Below are 15,035 nucleotides of genomic sequence, written 5' to 3'. Positions count from 1 at the left end.
TACGTTAGAAGTAAATATATTCCTATCAAAATAAAAAAGATAACCTCAGCCATATGCTAAAGTCATCTTTTTCTACCTAATTATTTTACTAGTTCACCACTATAAACTTTTATATCAAGTGGAGCAGTTAAAAATTGTGGTGCTTTGCTAACGAAAGATGTAAAGTGTTCACTCGTATTATGACTCGCAACTGCTGCTTCATCTTTCCATACTTCTACCATCGTATAAACACTTTCTTTTTCCGTATCTTTATAAAGATCATAAGATACATTTCCACTTTCTTCTCTTGAACCATGAAGTAGTGGCTGAATTTCTTCTAAAAATGATTGTTGTTTTGCTGGATCTACTTGAAATATTCCGTGAATAATAATCATGGTGTTTCCCCTCTCATATCTCACTTATTTCTGTATTTATAAAATTACTTCCACTCAGCAACTTTTTCAACTGGAAGACGTACTGATTGGTAACCACTGTCTGCTGCTTTTCCGATTGAAATTAACATTACTGGTACGTGACGCTCTTTGTCTAATCCGAATGCTTCTGCGATTTGGTCTTTTTCAAATCCACCAATTGGGCAAGTGTCATAACCGTGAGCACGAGCTGCTAGCATAAATTGCATTGCTACAAGACCACCATCAATTAAAACAGTATCTTTCATTACTTCTGGTGTAACCATTGAGAAGTAACCTGAAAGTTTTTGCATTTGATCTTCTTTTACTTCAGCTGGCATTAAACCACGTTCAACTGCTGTACCGTAAATTTCTTCTGCGTTATCAAAGTTGTTTAAGTCACCAAATACAGCAATCATCGCTGAAGATGTTTCTACTTGAGATTGATTGAATTTCGCAAGTGGCGCAAGTGTTGCTTTTGCTTCGTCACTTTCAATAACAAGGAATCTCCATGGTTGCATGTTTACAGATGATGGTGCAAGTGTTGCTTCTGTAAGGATTTCTGTCATTTCTTCTTTACTAATTTTCACTGAAGGATCGTACTTACGAATTGAACGGCGTCCTGTTAAAATTTCGTTAAAATCATTTGTTTTTACTGAGTTAGTCATAGTTGTATTCTCCCTTTTTAAAGTTCTTTTATATTTTCTTGAATGCGGTCTAACATCGTTAAAAGATTGTCGCGCTCTTCTTCACTTAATCCTTTAAATGCTGAAGTAGCGAAACGCTCTTTTTCCTCTTGATACACTTGAATTTTATTTCGCCCCTCTTCTGTAAGAGAAACTAACGTAATTCTGTTATCATCTGGATTTTTACGTCTTGTAATCATTCCGTTTGCTTCCAGCTGTTTTAAATGCCTCGTAATCGCGGCATTATCAATATTCACTTCTTGCTGAAGTGCTTTTTGACTAATTTCATCTACTTCATATAACTGAAGTATAAGCTCTAGTCTAGATTGACTCATACCCGTACACCCTTCAAATTTCGAACTTACTTCTTTGTTGAGAAAGTGTAATTTATATAAAATTATTGCTTCTTTTGAGCATGAACTTGTCAAATTACCCCTCCTTTACATGAAAAACAAAAAACGTTTGATGTATCAATAGTTGATATGTCAATTAATATAATCTATATCGATTTAGAATGCAAGCATTTTGTTTACATTTTTATTTTTCCAAATTAAGGCGCTTTGTCGCGTTACAAAAAATGTTAATTGCACTATAATAGTACTAATTTAAATGACTGGAGAGTGATTGTAATGCGGCAATACACAAATAGAAATGAGGAAATAAAAATGGAAAATGAAATGAGGATATTCACATATGACAACAATAAATATAGGGATTGTCGCGCACGTAGACGCCGGCAAGACGAGTTTGACTGAGCGTATTCTTTATGAAACGAATGTGATTAAAGAAGTTGGCCGAGTAGATAGTGGCAATACGCAAACTGACTCAATGGAATTAGAAAGACAGCGCGGAATTACGATTAAAGCATCTGTCGTTTCTTTCTTTATTGACAGTTTAAAAGTAAATGTCATTGATACACCTGGACACGCTGACTTTATAGCTGAAGTGGAGCGATCATTCCGGGTTTTAGACGGTGCGATTTTAGTTATCTCTGCCGTTGAAGGTGTGCAAGCACAAACAAAGATTTTAATGCGGACATTACAGAAACTAAACATACCGACAATTTTATTTGTTAATAAAATTGATCGTAGTGGTGCAAATACTGAAAAAGTTGTAAAACAAATAAAAACAATCCTTTCAAATGAAGCATTCCCCTTCTACTCTGTCCAAAACGAAGGAACAAAGGAAGCTCGTATTTTTGAATATAGATCATATGAAGACTGTATAGAGCGATTAATACCATACAATGAATCATTGCTTGCGTCATATGTAAATAATGAAATAATACCGGACTCACTATTAAGAAAAGAACTAGAAAAACAAATACAGCAAGCTAATGTGTATCCAATCTTTTTCGGCTCAGCCATGACAGGTATGGGCGTAACTGAACTACTTGAAAAACTTCCGGCCCTAATTCCAGCTAATACATCGGCACAAGATGAAACATTATCTGGTGTTGTTTTTAAAATTGAACGCGAACCTTCTGGAGAAAAGGTTGCTTATATAAGAGTTTTTTCTGGTAGTTTACACGTTAGAAAATATGTTGATATACAGCGCGGAGAGTTTCTATCACATAAAGAAAAGATTAAAAAAATGTGCATGTTTCATAATGGAGATGCCGTTCAATCTTCTACTGTTCAAAGCGGAGAGTTTTGCAAAGTGTGGGGACTGAGTAATATAAAAATTGGTGATATTATCGGTGAGCGGACGGATTATATAAAGGATATTCGCTTTGCCGAACCACAAATGGAAGCGGCTATTGAAGCAATGCCTAAAGAAAGAACTCATGATTTATATGTAGCTCTTATGGAACTATGCGAAGAAGATCCGCTCATTAAAGTGTGGAAAGACGATATTCATAATGAACTGTACATTCGCCTATTCGGTGAAGTACAAAAAGAGGTTATTGAAACAACACTTTGTGAGAAGTATAATTTGCAGGTCACTTTCTCAAATACACGAGTTGTATGTATTGAGAAACCAATTGGCGTAGGTAATAGCGTTGAAGTAATGGGTGAAAAAGCGAATCCATTTTACGCAACAATCGGCTTCAAAGTGGAACCTGGTGAACTTAATTCTGGTATAACGTATAAGTTAGGTGTTGAACTTGGATCACTGCCTTTAGCATTTCATAAAGCAATTGAAGATACTGTATTTCAGACGATAAAACAAGGATTATACGGATGGGAAGTTACCGATATTATCGTTACGCTAGCCCATACTGGTTATGCAAGCCCTGTTACAACAGCGAGTGACTTTAGAAACTTAACACCACTCGTATTTATGAATTCTTTAAAGCAAGCTGAAACATGTGTATATGAGCCATTAAACGAATTTGAATTAACTGTACCAGAGCACGCAATTAGTACCGCAATGTATAAGCTTGCTGCTATTTCAGCAACTTTTAGAGAGCCTAAATTATATAATGACTCCTACCATTTAACAGGATCATTACCTGTTGCGAAAACAGAGGATTTTAAAAGAATGCTCCATTCATTTACTGAAGGAGAAGGAATCTTTGCAACAAGGCCAGGTGGTTTTACAAAACTTACGGCTCCCTTCCCTACTCGAAAACGTGTTGATTATAATCCGCTGAATCGTAAGGATTATTTACTTCATGTGCTGAAGGCTTATTAAATCATATAAATAACAAAAAAAGCGCCCACTAGTATGATATGTGGGCGCTTTTTTGTAAGCCAAATTAAGGTAAAGCTGGTTCAAACTCTCCTGTGATTGTTTGATATCCGTTATTATTCTCATATTCCTGCTTCCGCTCTAATCCGAACTTTTCTAAAATAGGCAGGTCATTTGTTGAAAATACATAACTATTTTCTAGCGCAACGTGTTCGTGCCATGCCCAGTTTGGTACAACAAAGAAGTCGCCTTTAGACCAGTCGAAGCGAACACCATTAATAATCGTATATCCTGCTCCTTCATGTACATGATAGATTGATGCATGTGTATGGCGATGCGCTTTTCCTTTGAATCCCTTCGGCAGTTTTTGCATCCAAGCTGCAATCGTTGGACACGCTGTTTCACCGTTCGATGGATTGATATATTCAACCGCATAACCATCAAACGCATCTGGCTCAAAACGACTTAATCCGTTAAGTGCAGCTTCCGTCCCTGCCCATTTGTAGGAACTAAGTGGTGCTTTCTTTGCATATCGGTCTGAAACCGGGCGAACCATTCCACCTGCATAACGCTGAGCGGTATAATTGTCTGGTACGTTTGGCTGTTCAATTTTTTCTGGATACGGCTCAAAGAACGTACCGCCGAGATAATAAATGGTCGGAATATCAAGGCAATCCATCCAAATCATCGGTTTGTCACCTGTGTGACCATGTCCATGCCACAGTCCATTTGGAGTTGTTAAAAAGTCTCCTCGTTCCATGAAAATACGCTCTCCTTGCACAATTGAATAAGCCCCTTCTCCTTCCATAACGAAACGTAACGCATTTTGAACATGCCGATGTGACGGAGCGGTTTCTCCAGGTTGTATCAATTGAACCGCTGCATATAATGTTTGGGTGGTCGATGCCCATCCCCAAGGTTTTCTATAATTAAGTCCAGGATTTTGAAAGTAGATGGCCCGGCGTTCTCCCCCGCGGTCTGGTGTAAATATTTGCGTCGCCTCCGTTAACTTCTTTTGAAGCAATTCAGCTTTCCAAAGGTACGCTTGTGCATGAGGTTCAGGTGTATGTTTCATTAAATCTGGAATCGCGTTCCAAAGTGGTCCGAGATGATATTGTTCTATATCACGGTTGAAATCTTGTACGAGTGTACTTTCAAAAAAAGCATTTTTTTCCGCCATTTTATTTGCCCCCTTTATCGTTCATTAAATTTACATAAATTCCGCTCGATTTGTTTATAATGTTTTTCTGTATGTTCTACGATGAGGTGATTCACGATAAAGTCAATCGACTTATTGTTAAATCGGGGATTGCGACTTGGAGCCTGAATATTTAACTCTTCGTCTGTTAATGTGTTTAGTACATTTTCTATGATAAGTGGTATAGAATACAACTGCTCTATGACTTCTTCTATAGACTGATTATTAATATTCTCTTCTGATACTGCTTGTAGACGTACTTCATCTGTTAAACCACGCCCCCATAAGTTTTCATGGTTCAATTTAATATTGTTAATTTCTTTTGCCCAATACGGGACAGCTTCCGCTACATGTGTAATAATTTGCATAATTGACCATTCATCTTCTGAAGGTTTCCAATAGATGATTTCCTCTGGCAAAGGCTTAACAATAGTCTTGATCTTATCGATTGATTCATAAACAGATTCGGCTGCGTGGATTTGCAAACTTTTCGTCATAGTACTGGCACCTCTACTGTTTGTCTTACTTTATTTTCAAGTACGCCTACTCCATCAACTTCAATACGAACGATATCTCCATCTTTAAGAAATACTTGCGGATTACGTGCAACACCTACCCCACCTGGCGTACCTGTTAAAATGACATCCCCTGGCTCTAGTGTCATTAAACCAGATAAAAACGAAACGAGATATTGTACCGAGAATACTAGATTAGCAGTATTAGATTGCTGACGTGTCTCTCCATTTACCGTTAAAACGATTTCCAAACCAGACGGGTTCGTTAATTCATCTGATGTAATTAACCACGGTCCCATTGGGGCACTTCCTTCAACTGTCTTACCTTGAAGCCATTGAATCGTACGGCGCTGAATATCACGATAAGTAATATCATTTGCAATTGTGTAACCTGCTACATATTCGAGGGCATCTCCTTCTGAAATATTTCGAGCACGCTTTCCGATTACAAAAGCAAATTCGGCTTCGTAATCTAGTTGTTCAGAAATCGGATAATACGGAATATCATCTTCTGGACCGATTACTGTATTCGCAAACTTCGCAAAGATGACCGGAAATGCAGGTAATTCTCGTTTCATTTCCAAAATATGCTCACGATAATTGTGACCTACACATATAATTTTTCCTGGCGCCGGTACTGGAGCTTCTATTTTCACTTCACCTTCTTCAAATACCAATTTATCTTCATGATTTTTCATAAGTGCATAAGCAATCGCATCTTTTGCTAAATTCATGCTTTCTGTTCCACCTTGTAAAAATCCATTCATATCCTTTGGTATATACGCCTCTGCAATTTGAGCGGCCCGAATGTTTCCTTCGCTGGTCAATTTCGTTTTATAAGCAGCATGCAAATCAATCAATTTTCCATTCTCTAAGGCAGCAATTCTCGCTTCTCCATTATGTGTAAAAGTAACAAGTTTCATATTTATCTCCCTTTCCTTTAAATGATTGAAAGTTCTACCTTCTCAAATAATCGAGAACGATAGTAGCGTATAACTTTCCAGCCCACTTTTTGTTATAAAAGATAGAAAGTATTTCCCTCTGGACCAAGTGGTATATGTCCCAATTCTAATAACTCTACAATTGGCAGAAATACATTTTTTTCTTCAGCTAATTCAGCGGCACATGCAACAACACTTATGTACATCGCATGCCCAACGAGAAATTTCACTGTCTTTTCCTCTCCAAAATGCTTGAAAGCTTCTTTAAAAACGCCATGAAAGATTGCTTCTGGTACTTTATCTACTACATCTACAAGAAGTTTTTCGTTATCAGCGCGCTCAATTTTTTCTTTCAATTGATCAGGTGCTGCTGCTAGTGCCCCCCATAAATCGTTATCTTCAAATGAAATCCGCTCAATTGTTTCATTTAATTGTTTTCTTGAAATCCATTTGATTTCATATTCACTAATGTTTAGAGAACTCATAAATTGATCCATTTTCTTCTCAGCTTCTACATTTTGCTGTCCAATGTTGCAATACCAGTTCATCGTCATTAACCGTTCAATCATTCCATTTGTAGAACGTGCATGAGAACCATATTTTTCTTCACTCATGAATTGAGACAAAGCCATTTCTTATCGCTCCTTTCATATCGTTCATGTTACCCATCTAAATATTTTTATACTTTTAATATTTCGTTGTCAGTTCAGGAGGTCCAAATTTCGGTCCGTATGGCCCCTCATCAAGCCATCTTCCAAGCCTTGGAACGATAGATACCATTGAAGCAGCAATGTCGCGTTTCATGTTCATTTCAGGAGAGTTCCCCTGAAGGTGATGAAGCGCAGTAGTTGAAGCATCTCGGTTCCATTTAGCTGCAATTCGGCGTTCGTTTGCAGCTGCTTCAATCGCGTTTATCCGCTCTTCTTCAGAGTTAGATTGTAGCGCCTTCTCAATACCTCTCGCAGCGAGAACAGCATCTGGAATTCCAGAGTTTAATCCACGTGCTCCGAATGGGGCGAATAAGTGCGCTGCTTCCCCAGCTAGAAGAACACGACGTTTTTCGTCAGTAAATGAATTTGCCACTACTTGATGGAAACGATAGGAAGACACCCACGTAATCCTCTCAGCGTACTTAGCATCCATGACTTTCGGTAACCATTTCTTAACACTTTCAATATTTGTATAATCATCTGGGTTATCTGACTCAAGCAGTTGTAAATCGATACGCCATCCCCCTTTAAACGGAACAAACATTACATTTCTTCCCTCCATAGCTGGATGCTGATAATGGAATATTCTTTCTAAAGGAAGTGGATCTGTTTCATCTTCTTTCGCATCTACGACGATAAAAGTATCTGCTGTGCGCGGACCTTCAAACGTTAATCCCGCTTGCTCTCTTACAATTGAACGTGCTCCATCACATCCAATTACATACTGCGCCTTTAAAATTTCGTCATTTGTAATTGTTACTTCTACTCCAGAGTCTGTAATGTGTAACTTTTTAACTGGAGCATCCCAAAGGAATTCAACGCCCGTATTTATACAAGCCTCATACATATGCTTTTCAATCTCATCTTGGTGAAGAGCTGTGAAATGAGGCAATCTGTTGAACTTAAGGTTTTCATCCTTACCATAATTTCTTACATATACTTCTTTACCTTTATAAAATGTTCGTTTTACAGGCCAAATAATTCCGTTATGAGCAAGTGTAAAACCAAGACCTTCGGCAGTCTCCTCCAGTAGTTTTAACGAAGCACTGTGCAAATAAATTGCTCTGCTTCCTGGACGGGGTCTTCCGAATGAATCTGCCTCTATTACTAACGTTGATATTCCCTTCTTTTGTAATGCAAGTCCTGCTACAAGTCCAACTGGTCCCGCACCAACAACAATGGCATCATATTTTTTTCTTTTCCCATCAATATCTCCCCTTTATTAACAATTTCTAGTTACGATATCTTTGCTCGTCCTTCTTTAACTTTCCACAGTTTTGATCTCCGGCATCATCTTCTGCCGAATATATTCAGGTATTGGTTGCGCTTTCACTTTTTCTTTAAAAGAAGTCCATGCACGCGTTTCATAACCTTCTGCCACGACCTGTTCGCCTTTTACAAAAACATGTTGAATTGTAAAAACTTTATTATGCAATTCATTCACAGTACTTTTCACAACTACTTGGTCTTCAAAACGAAGAGGCGACTTAAATTGGCATTTTGCTTCTAGTAAGGGCAAACCAATTTGTTGTTCTTCGTAAAGTTCGACTGAAGGATAACCAATTTTTTTAAAGTATTCATGGGTTGCTTCGTCCATCCATTTATAAAAATTAGGATAATACACAATGCCCGCAGCATCTGTGTCTCCCCACCTTACTTGAAAAGCATATTCTTCCATTATGTCTTCCCTCCTATCTATCAAACTGTTGGACTAATATTAGAAGATACTTGTTCTCTCAGTTTCAACTTTTGAATTTTCCCACTTGCTGTTACAGGAAATTCATTAGTAAAGATCACTTTCTCTGGCAGTTTATAAATTGCCATTCTCTCTTTAAGATAGAATTTTATTTCTTCTTCTGTACTTACTTCCCCATTCTTTAACCGTATGACCGCACATGCAACTTCCCCTAGCACTTTATCTGGAAGTCCCACAACTGCTGCTTCGATTACTTTTGGATGTTTCATAATGACTGCCTCAATTTCTTGAGGATAAACATTTAACCCTCCTCGTATTATCATCTCTTTCTTTCGCCCTACGAACCTTAAATAACCTTGATCATCTAGGGTGCCTAAATCTCCTGAATAATACCAATTTTCATTATCTAAAACCTGCTTTGTCTGTTCAGGCATATTATAATAACCTTTCATTACTCCAAATCCATTAACGGCGATTTCTCCTACTTCTCCGGGCGGGAGCGCCACTCTATTTTCATCTACAATTTTCAATGTTACTCCTGGGATTGCCTTTCCGAGAGTTTCTGTTATGTTCTGATTTGTATCATCATACGAGGTCATCGTAATAGAAACCGTTTCAGTTATCCCAAATGATTGACAAAGGTTAATCCCCATCCGTTCTCGTATCTCCGTCACTGTTTTTGCTGGAATAGGTGCTGCACCAACTAATCCGGCACGTAATGAAGATAAATCATATTTATCAAAGTCCTCTAATTCTAGTTCCTTTATAAACATGGTTGGTACGCCTTTTTGGATGGTTACCTTTTCTTGTTCAATTAATTGTAAAGTTTCTCGCGGACGGAATTTTTCTTGTAATACGATTCGTCCCCCCATCGCTACAGCACAAAGCATATTTATTGCCATACCGAAAATATGAAACAGTGGTGCTGAAATTATAAATACATCATCTTGTGTACAATGTAGCTCTGTTCCTATCGTTTGAGCGGATTGTACAACAGCACGGTGTGTAACCATTACACCTTTTGGGGTTCCCGTCGTACCTGACGTATATAATATACAAAACAAATCTTCATTCACATTTATACTTACTGGTTCAATATCCATTATTTCCGTACGCATTAACTCCTCATACGTACTAAGATTCTCTTGTGGAAACCTTACTGTAATAGCTTTTTGTACCATATTAAGTACTTTTTCAAAACCAAAATTCTTTTCAAATTCTTCCGAAGCTATTAATAGCTTCGGAGCTGAACTTTTCAATATATATTCAATTTCAAATGATTTATATTTTGGATTAAACGGAACAATTGTCGCTCCTAATTTTGCTGCTGCAAAATATATAACTACTGTTTCGGACCAGTTTGGTAGAGATACGGCGATGCAGTCTGCTTTACCTATTCCTAGTCTCTTAAATGCAGTAGCCAAACAATCTACTTCGTTTTTCAATTGTTTGTATGTAATTCGTCTCGTTAAATCATATATTGCTTCTTTTTCACCGTAAGATGAAGTAATAGATTCTATCAGCTCATACACCGCTAATAAGTTTTTATCCTTTTTCATTCTCTCACTCACTTTCTATCGTCTTACCAACTAGCCCGAGTTTTTTATCCCATACTTATAGCCGGATAAACGATGTAGGAAAACCAGGAAGGATCCCCCTGGCTTTTCTAATACAAAGCTTCCCAAATCGCTGCAATTCCTTGCCCTCCGCCAATACAAACAGCGGATACCCCGTACTTCTTATTTCTTCTTCTTAATTCATAAATTAAGGATAGAGAAATTCTCGTTCCACTCGCAGCAAGTGGATGCCCGATCGCAATTGCCCCGCCATTTACATTCGCTTTATTAAGATCGAATCCTAATTCTTTTTGACAAGCTAAGTACTGCGCGGAGAATGCTTCATTAATTTCAATTAAGTCTAAGTCTGCTAGATTTAGATTTGCGTTTTCTAATGCGCTTTGAATAGCCGGAACCGGTCCGATTCCCATATACTTCGGTTCTACCCCAACTACAGCCCAAGAAACGAGCTTAGCAATCGGTTTTAATCCTCTTTCATTTGCATAATCGCTTGATGCTAAAACAACTGCCGCTGCACCATCTACCATCCCACTTGCACTACCAGGAGTTACGACACCATTTTCCACAAAGCGTGGCTTTAGCTTTGCAAGTTTTTCTATGCTTGTATGACGGATATGCTCATCTTCTTCAATGACCTGTTCTCCTTTTCTTCCTTTCACTGTTACTGGGACAATCTCTTCTTTTAAATACCCTTTCTCCCTTGCTAAAAGAGCTCGTTCATGGCTAGAGAGTGCATGCTGATCTACTTCTTCTCTCGTTAAGTTATATTTTGCAGCCAAATTTTCTGCAGTTTCTCCCATCGTACATTTACCATACGTATCATACAGACCATCCCATAACCAATCTTCTATAGCCGGACCGCCGAGTGGACTTCCCCATCTCATTCCAGGTATTACATGTGGAACTTGGCTCATATTCTCCGTTCCCCCGGCAAGTGCAACGTCTGCTTCTCCGCATAGAATATAACGAGCTGCCGTTAAAATAGATTCAACACCAGTTCCGCAAAGACGATTAATCGTCAAAGCTGGGACATGAATAGGCGCTCCGGCTTTTAAACCAACATGCCTTGCCAATAAATGTGCATCTTTACTAGACTGCTGAACATTACCAAATACAACTTGATTAATATCTTCTGCAGATATAGAAGCTTTTCGTATTGCTTCCTTAGCGGCAATCGCCCCTAAATCTGTTGCATTTAATCCTTTGAACGATCCCGAAATTTCAGCGAACGGAGTCCTCGCTCCCTCTAACAAAACAATTTCTTTCATATCCATTTCACCTCATTATTTCCCTAAATAAACTGGTTTCCTTTTTTCAACGAATGCTTGTAATCCTTCTTTACGATCCTCTGTTGCGAAAGCATTTCCAAAACAGGTGCTTTCAATAATTAAGCCTGTTTCAAGATCAGCATTACTTCCTACATTTACCGCAGTTTTTAACATTTGAAGTGCTACTGGTGGTTTTTTTGCCAATTTATATGCCCATTCCTTTGCAAACTCAAACAACTCTTCCGCAGGTACGACCTTGTTGACAATATGTAAATCGAACGCACGCTGCGCATCAAACATGTCTCCGAAATAAAGTAATTCTTTCGCTATGCCCTGGCCGACAATCTTTTGCAGACGCTGTGTTCCTCCGCCTCCAGGAATAATTCCGAGTCCGACTTCTGGAAAAGCGAATTTTGCTTGATCCGAACAAATGCGTAAGTCACAAGCGAGAGCGAGTTCAAAACCACCGCCAAGAGCTAATCCATTTATCGCCCCAATAACTGGTTTTGACATATTTTCAATTTTGCTAAATACCGTTCGTGAAGTCTTATTCATTTTGTTAACACCGACAAGATCAAGTGCTGCCATCTCATTTATATCAGCACCCGCGACAAATGCTTTCCTTCCGCTTCCCGTAAGAACGATTACTCGCACTTCTTCATTTGCTTCTAGTTCACCAAATAGACTAGAAAGTTCATTAAATACTTGTGTATTCAATGGATTTACAGGTGGTCGATTAATTGTAACGATCGCAACTCTATTTTCAATTTCACAAATTAAAAACTCATAATTCATAACTTAATCCCCCATTCTTTATTCATAATCATAAAAACCAGCGCCTGTTTTTTTGCCATGTCTACCTGCTCTAACTAGCTGTTTTAAAAGAAGCGGTGGCGCGTATTGATCATTATTTAATTCTTCTTTGAAGTACTCCATCACATGATACCCAATGTCTACACCTGCAAAATCTTGAAGTGTAAATGGCCCCATCGGATAATTAAGACCTAGTGTAACAGCCTTATCAATATCTTCTGCAGAAGCAACTCCATCTTCTAGCAATTTAATTGCCTCTATAAATTGTGGAATCATTATTCGATTCACAATAAATCCTGGAGAATCTTTCTTTACTTCAACTGGTTCTTTCGAAAGCTTTTTAGATAACGCTTTCAATTCTTCAACTGTTTCATCACTCGTTCGATAACCACGAACAACTTCTACAAGTTTCATAAGTTGTGCAGGATTAAAGAAATGCATACCTGCCACACGTTCCGGACGATTCGTTGCTGAAGCAATCTCTGTTATCGACATAGATGAAGTATTCGTTGCAAGTATAACCCCTTCAGGAACGATTCGATCTAGAGCTGCAAACACTTCCCTCTTCAAATCTAACTTCTCTAACACTGCTTCAATAACTACATCCGCATCTTTCATATCTTCTAATGTTGTAGTGAGTCGAATTCGGCCAAGCGCCTTTTCTTTATCTTCTTCCGTCATCTTTCCTCTTGTAACACTTTTAGTCATAAAACCATTCATACGTTGTATTGCACTATCTAAATAACGCTCTTCAATATCATGTAAAATAACTGTAAATCCATTTAGTGCAGCTAAATTTGCAATGCCAGAACCCATAGATCCTGCACCTACAATACCAATTGTTTGAATCGACATCTTTCATCCCCCTACCTAACTTTTTTAATATTCTGTAAATAAATTATATCTATATCCAAAAAGTTTTTGTATATACATAGTGTAGGAAATACATATATTTCTTTCATACATTTTGAGGGTATTCATTTCAGTACAAACAGCTTCATTTTCCATTTAGTGAGAGGTATTGGTATATTTCATATAAAAAGTGCGCACCTCAAATTAAATAATTTTCCCTTGAGGTACGCACTCTATGATGTGAATTTTGAAACTATATGTTATCGTTCTTTTCCATTTGATGAAATAACTTCTTTATACCAATAGAAGCTCTGTTTCTTTATTCTTTTTAAATCTTTTAAATCGTCTTCATCACGATTTATATAAATAAAACCATATCTTTTTCTGAAACCTTGATGCGTAGAAATTAAATCGATTGCGGCCCAAGGACAGTAACCAATTACATCCACTCCATCCGCAATTGCCAATTCCATCTGTTCAATATGTTTTTTCAAATAATCAATTCGGTAGTGATCTTGGACTGATCCATCTTCATCTACTTTGTCGTAAGTACCTATCCCATTCTCTGTAACGATAATCGGCAAGTTATAACGATCATTCACTTCTCTTAATGTAACTCGGAAGCCAATTGGGTCGATTTCCCAACCGAAATCGGTTAATTCTAGATGTTCATTATCGTCACCCATGAAGAATCCTTCTTCACCTACTTCAATTTGTTGATCACCCGCATCATCAATTACAAAGTTCTCATCATATTCACTAACAGTAATAGAAGAATAGTAGTTAAAAGCTATATAATCTGGTTTTGAACTAGATAGAATCTCCATATCTCCTTCTAGAATGACTGGTTCGATATTTTTGCTTTTCATAAAATTCCACGCTATATTGTTATATCGTCCATATACAGCCATATCTAGATATAACCAATTACGAATTGCGTTACAATTTTGAGCTGCAATTATATCATTCGGCTTACATGTTTTCGGATACACATAACTAATATTTGGCGCTGGACCAATTTTCGCATCACGTATCATCTCGTGACATAAGTTTGTTACCTTTGCCTCTGCTAAAAGCATATGATGATTTTGCTGATATAGCTCTTTTTGAGATAGTATCGATGTCCCAATGGCCTGTCCATGTAGGATCATCATATTCTGTTCATTAATCGTTAACCAATTCTTTACTCGATCTCCAAAACGTTCAAAAAGGATTTCACAATATGTAACAAATGCATCAATCGTAGCACGGTTACTCCAGCCACCCTTTTTCTCTAATTCATACGGCAAATCAAAATGATACATCGTTATTAACGGTACGATATCATGCTTCAGCAATTCATCAATAAGATTGCTATAGAATGTAATACCTTTTTCATTCACTTCGCCGGTACCATTTGGAAGAATTCGAGTCCAAGCTATTGAAAAGCGATATACTTTTAGCCCTAATTCAGAAAAAAGCTTCACATCTTCTTTAAATTGATGATAATGATCACTACAAACTTTAAAATCTGACGTACCTTCAGGAATAACTTTCACATCTTGAACAGAAAGGCCTTTCCCATCTTCATTATAGGCTCCTTCTACTTGGTAAGCACTTGTGGAAGCCCCCCACATCCATCAACTTAAGGTATCCTTTTATACAAAATGTGGTTTTTTCACGTAGTCTTTTATTATCTTTTATAGATAGCATAAAAGTAGGCAAATCAAATAAACCCTGACGGGTTTCAAATTTTTCGCTATGCTACTTGATGGGA

The 15,035-nt window shown here is 37.7% G+C and carries 15 protein-coding genes; 1 reads left to right on the top strand and 14 read right to left on the bottom strand.

Annotation, left to right across the window (positions count from 1 at the left end):
• Positions 1 to 80 precede the first annotated feature (80 nt).
• Genes BAU23_RS09800 through BAU23_RS09790 form a run of 3 tightly spaced genes read right to left on the bottom strand, consistent with a single transcriptional unit; the run spans position 81 to position 1,503 of the window.
• Positions 81 to 374: a putative quinol monooxygenase gene (locus BAU23_RS09800; RefSeq protein WP_071734275.1), complete on the bottom strand. Its 294-nt coding sequence runs from the start codon at positions 372 to 374 to the stop codon at positions 81 to 83.
• 44 nt (positions 375 to 418) lie between these two features.
• A complete protein-coding gene (locus BAU23_RS09795; RefSeq protein WP_000185381.1) occupies positions 419 to 1,057 on the bottom strand; it encodes a nitroreductase family protein in 639 nt (212 codons plus the stop codon).
• Between the two features lie 17 nt (positions 1,058 to 1,074).
• On the bottom strand, positions 1,075 to 1,503 hold the full coding sequence (locus BAU23_RS09790) for a MarR family winged helix-turn-helix transcriptional regulator (RefSeq protein WP_000204168.1): 429 nt from the start codon (positions 1,501 to 1,503) through the stop codon (positions 1,075 to 1,077).
• Positions 1,504 to 1,768: 265 nt separating this feature from the next.
• Between BAU23_RS09790 and BAU23_RS09780 the strand changes: the two genes are divergently transcribed.
• Positions 1,769 to 3,712: an elongation factor G gene (locus BAU23_RS09780; protein WP_071734271.1), complete on the top strand. Its 1,944-nt coding sequence runs from the start codon at positions 1,769 to 1,771 to the stop codon at positions 3,710 to 3,712.
• Between the two features lie 64 nt (positions 3,713 to 3,776).
• Here the strand turns inward: BAU23_RS09780 and BAU23_RS09775 are convergent, their stop codons facing one another.
• The 11 genes from BAU23_RS09775 to BAU23_RS09725 all read right to left on the bottom strand — a co-directional run bounded on the left by BAU23_RS09775 (position 3,777) and on the right by BAU23_RS09725 (position 14,895).
• Complete coding sequence (locus BAU23_RS09775) at positions 3,777 to 4,889, bottom strand: cupin domain-containing protein (RefSeq protein ID WP_071734269.1); 1,113 nt, start codon at positions 4,887 to 4,889, stop codon at positions 3,777 to 3,779.
• Positions 4,890 to 4,903: 14 nt separating this feature from the next.
• Positions 4,904 to 5,404 carry a DinB family protein gene (locus BAU23_RS09770; RefSeq protein ID WP_071734267.1) on the bottom strand — a complete coding sequence of 167 codons (501 nt, stop codon included), beginning with the start codon at positions 5,402 to 5,404 and terminating at the stop codon, positions 4,904 to 4,906.
• A complete protein-coding gene (locus tag BAU23_RS09765) occupies positions 5,401 to 6,345 on the bottom strand; it encodes a fumarylacetoacetate hydrolase family protein (protein WP_071734265.1) in 945 nt (314 codons plus the stop codon). Before BAU23_RS09765 ends, BAU23_RS09770 begins: the two co-directional genes overlap by 4 nt.
• Before the next feature lie 92 nt (positions 6,346 to 6,437).
• The gene (locus BAU23_RS09760) at positions 6,438 to 6,995 is read right to left on the bottom strand and encodes a hypothetical protein (RefSeq protein ID WP_001218553.1); all 558 of its coding nucleotides are present in this window, start codon (positions 6,993 to 6,995) and stop codon (positions 6,438 to 6,440) included.
• A gap of 55 nt (positions 6,996 to 7,050) precedes the next feature.
• On the bottom strand, positions 7,051 to 8,283 hold the full coding sequence (locus BAU23_RS09755) for an FAD-dependent oxidoreductase (RefSeq protein ID WP_071734263.1): 1,233 nt from the start codon (positions 8,281 to 8,283) through the stop codon (positions 7,051 to 7,053).
• Between the two features lie 51 nt (positions 8,284 to 8,334).
• Positions 8,335 to 8,751 (bottom strand): acyl-CoA thioesterase, encoded by a 417-nt coding sequence (locus tag BAU23_RS09750; RefSeq protein ID WP_071734261.1) that lies wholly within the window; start codon positions 8,749 to 8,751, stop codon positions 8,335 to 8,337.
• 20 nt (positions 8,752 to 8,771) lie between these two features.
• Positions 8,772 to 10,328, bottom strand: coding sequence for a class I adenylate-forming enzyme family protein (locus BAU23_RS09745; protein WP_000710827.1), 1,557 nt, complete (start codon positions 10,326 to 10,328; stop codon positions 8,772 to 8,774).
• Between the two features lie 107 nt (positions 10,329 to 10,435).
• Positions 10,436 to 11,614 carry an acetyl-CoA C-acetyltransferase gene (locus BAU23_RS09740; protein WP_071734259.1) on the bottom strand — a complete coding sequence of 393 codons (1,179 nt, stop codon included), beginning with the start codon at positions 11,612 to 11,614 and terminating at the stop codon, positions 10,436 to 10,438.
• A 15-nt stretch (positions 11,615 to 11,629) separates the two neighbouring features.
• Positions 11,630 to 12,409, bottom strand: a complete 780-nt coding sequence (locus tag BAU23_RS09735; RefSeq protein ID WP_071734257.1) for an enoyl-CoA hydratase/isomerase family protein — start codon at positions 12,407 to 12,409, stop codon at positions 11,630 to 11,632.
• A gap of 18 nt (positions 12,410 to 12,427) precedes the next feature.
• Positions 12,428 to 13,282: a 3-hydroxyacyl-CoA dehydrogenase family protein gene (locus tag BAU23_RS09730; protein ID WP_000027436.1), complete on the bottom strand. Its 855-nt coding sequence runs from the start codon at positions 13,280 to 13,282 to the stop codon at positions 12,428 to 12,430.
• A 257-nt stretch (positions 13,283 to 13,539) separates the two neighbouring features.
• Positions 13,540 to 14,895 carry a glycoside hydrolase family 1 protein gene (locus tag BAU23_RS09725; protein ID WP_071734256.1) on the bottom strand — a complete coding sequence of 452 codons (1,356 nt, stop codon included), beginning with the start codon at positions 14,893 to 14,895 and terminating at the stop codon, positions 13,540 to 13,542.
• Between the last annotated feature and the right edge of the window lie 140 nt (positions 14,896 to 15,035).

This window comes from Bacillus nitratireducens, from assembly GCF_001884135.1.
Taxonomy (GTDB): domain Bacteria; phylum Bacillota; class Bacilli; order Bacillales; family Bacillaceae_G; genus Bacillus_A; species Bacillus_A nitratireducens.
The sequence above is the reverse complement of the archived record's forward strand: the minus strand, read 5'-3'. Positions and strand labels throughout refer to the sequence as shown.

What these genes read in the sequence shown, in the direction of transcription:
- BAU23_RS09770 (WP_071734267.1), bottom strand. Translation starts at nt 5,404, where the DNA reads ATGACGAAAAGTTTGCAAATCCACGCAGCCGAATCTGTTTATGAATCA.
- BAU23_RS09735 (WP_071734257.1), bottom strand. Translation starts at nt 12,409, where the DNA reads ATGAATTATGAGTTTTTAATTTGTGAAATTGAAAATAGAGTTGCGATC.
- BAU23_RS09745 (WP_000710827.1), bottom strand. Translation starts at nt 10,328, where the DNA reads ATGAAAAAGGATAAAAACTTATTAGCGGTGTATGAGCTGATAGAATCT.
- BAU23_RS09730 (WP_000027436.1), bottom strand. Translation starts at nt 13,282, where the DNA reads ATGTCGATTCAAACAATTGGTATTGTAGGTGCAGGATCTATGGGTTCT.
- BAU23_RS09725 (WP_071734256.1), bottom strand. Translation starts at nt 14,895, where the DNA reads ATGTGGGGGGCTTCCACAAGTGCTTACCAAGTAGAAGGAGCCTATAAT.
- BAU23_RS09760 (WP_001218553.1), bottom strand. Translation starts at nt 6,995, where the DNA reads ATGGCTTTGTCTCAATTCATGAGTGAAGAAAAATATGGTTCTCATGCA.
- BAU23_RS09750 (WP_071734261.1), bottom strand. Translation starts at nt 8,751, where the DNA reads ATGGAAGAATATGCTTTTCAAGTAAGGTGGGGAGACACAGATGCTGCG.
- BAU23_RS09775 (WP_071734269.1), bottom strand. Translation starts at nt 4,889, where the DNA reads ATGGCGGAAAAAAATGCTTTTTTTGAAAGTACACTCGTACAAGATTTC.
- BAU23_RS09795 (WP_000185381.1), bottom strand. Translation starts at nt 1,057, where the DNA reads ATGACTAACTCAGTAAAAACAAATGATTTTAACGAAATTTTAACAGGA.
- BAU23_RS09800 (WP_071734275.1), bottom strand. Translation starts at nt 374, where the DNA reads ATGATTATTATTCACGGAATATTTCAAGTAGATCCAGCAAAACAACAA.
- BAU23_RS09765 (WP_071734265.1), bottom strand. Translation starts at nt 6,345, where the DNA reads ATGAAACTTGTTACTTTTACACATAATGGAGAAGCGAGAATTGCTGCC.
- BAU23_RS09740 (WP_071734259.1), bottom strand. Translation starts at nt 11,614, where the DNA reads ATGAAAGAAATTGTTTTGTTAGAGGGAGCGAGGACTCCGTTCGCTGAA.
- BAU23_RS09780 (WP_071734271.1), top strand. Translation starts at nt 1,769, where the DNA reads ATGACAACAATAAATATAGGGATTGTCGCGCACGTAGACGCCGGCAAG.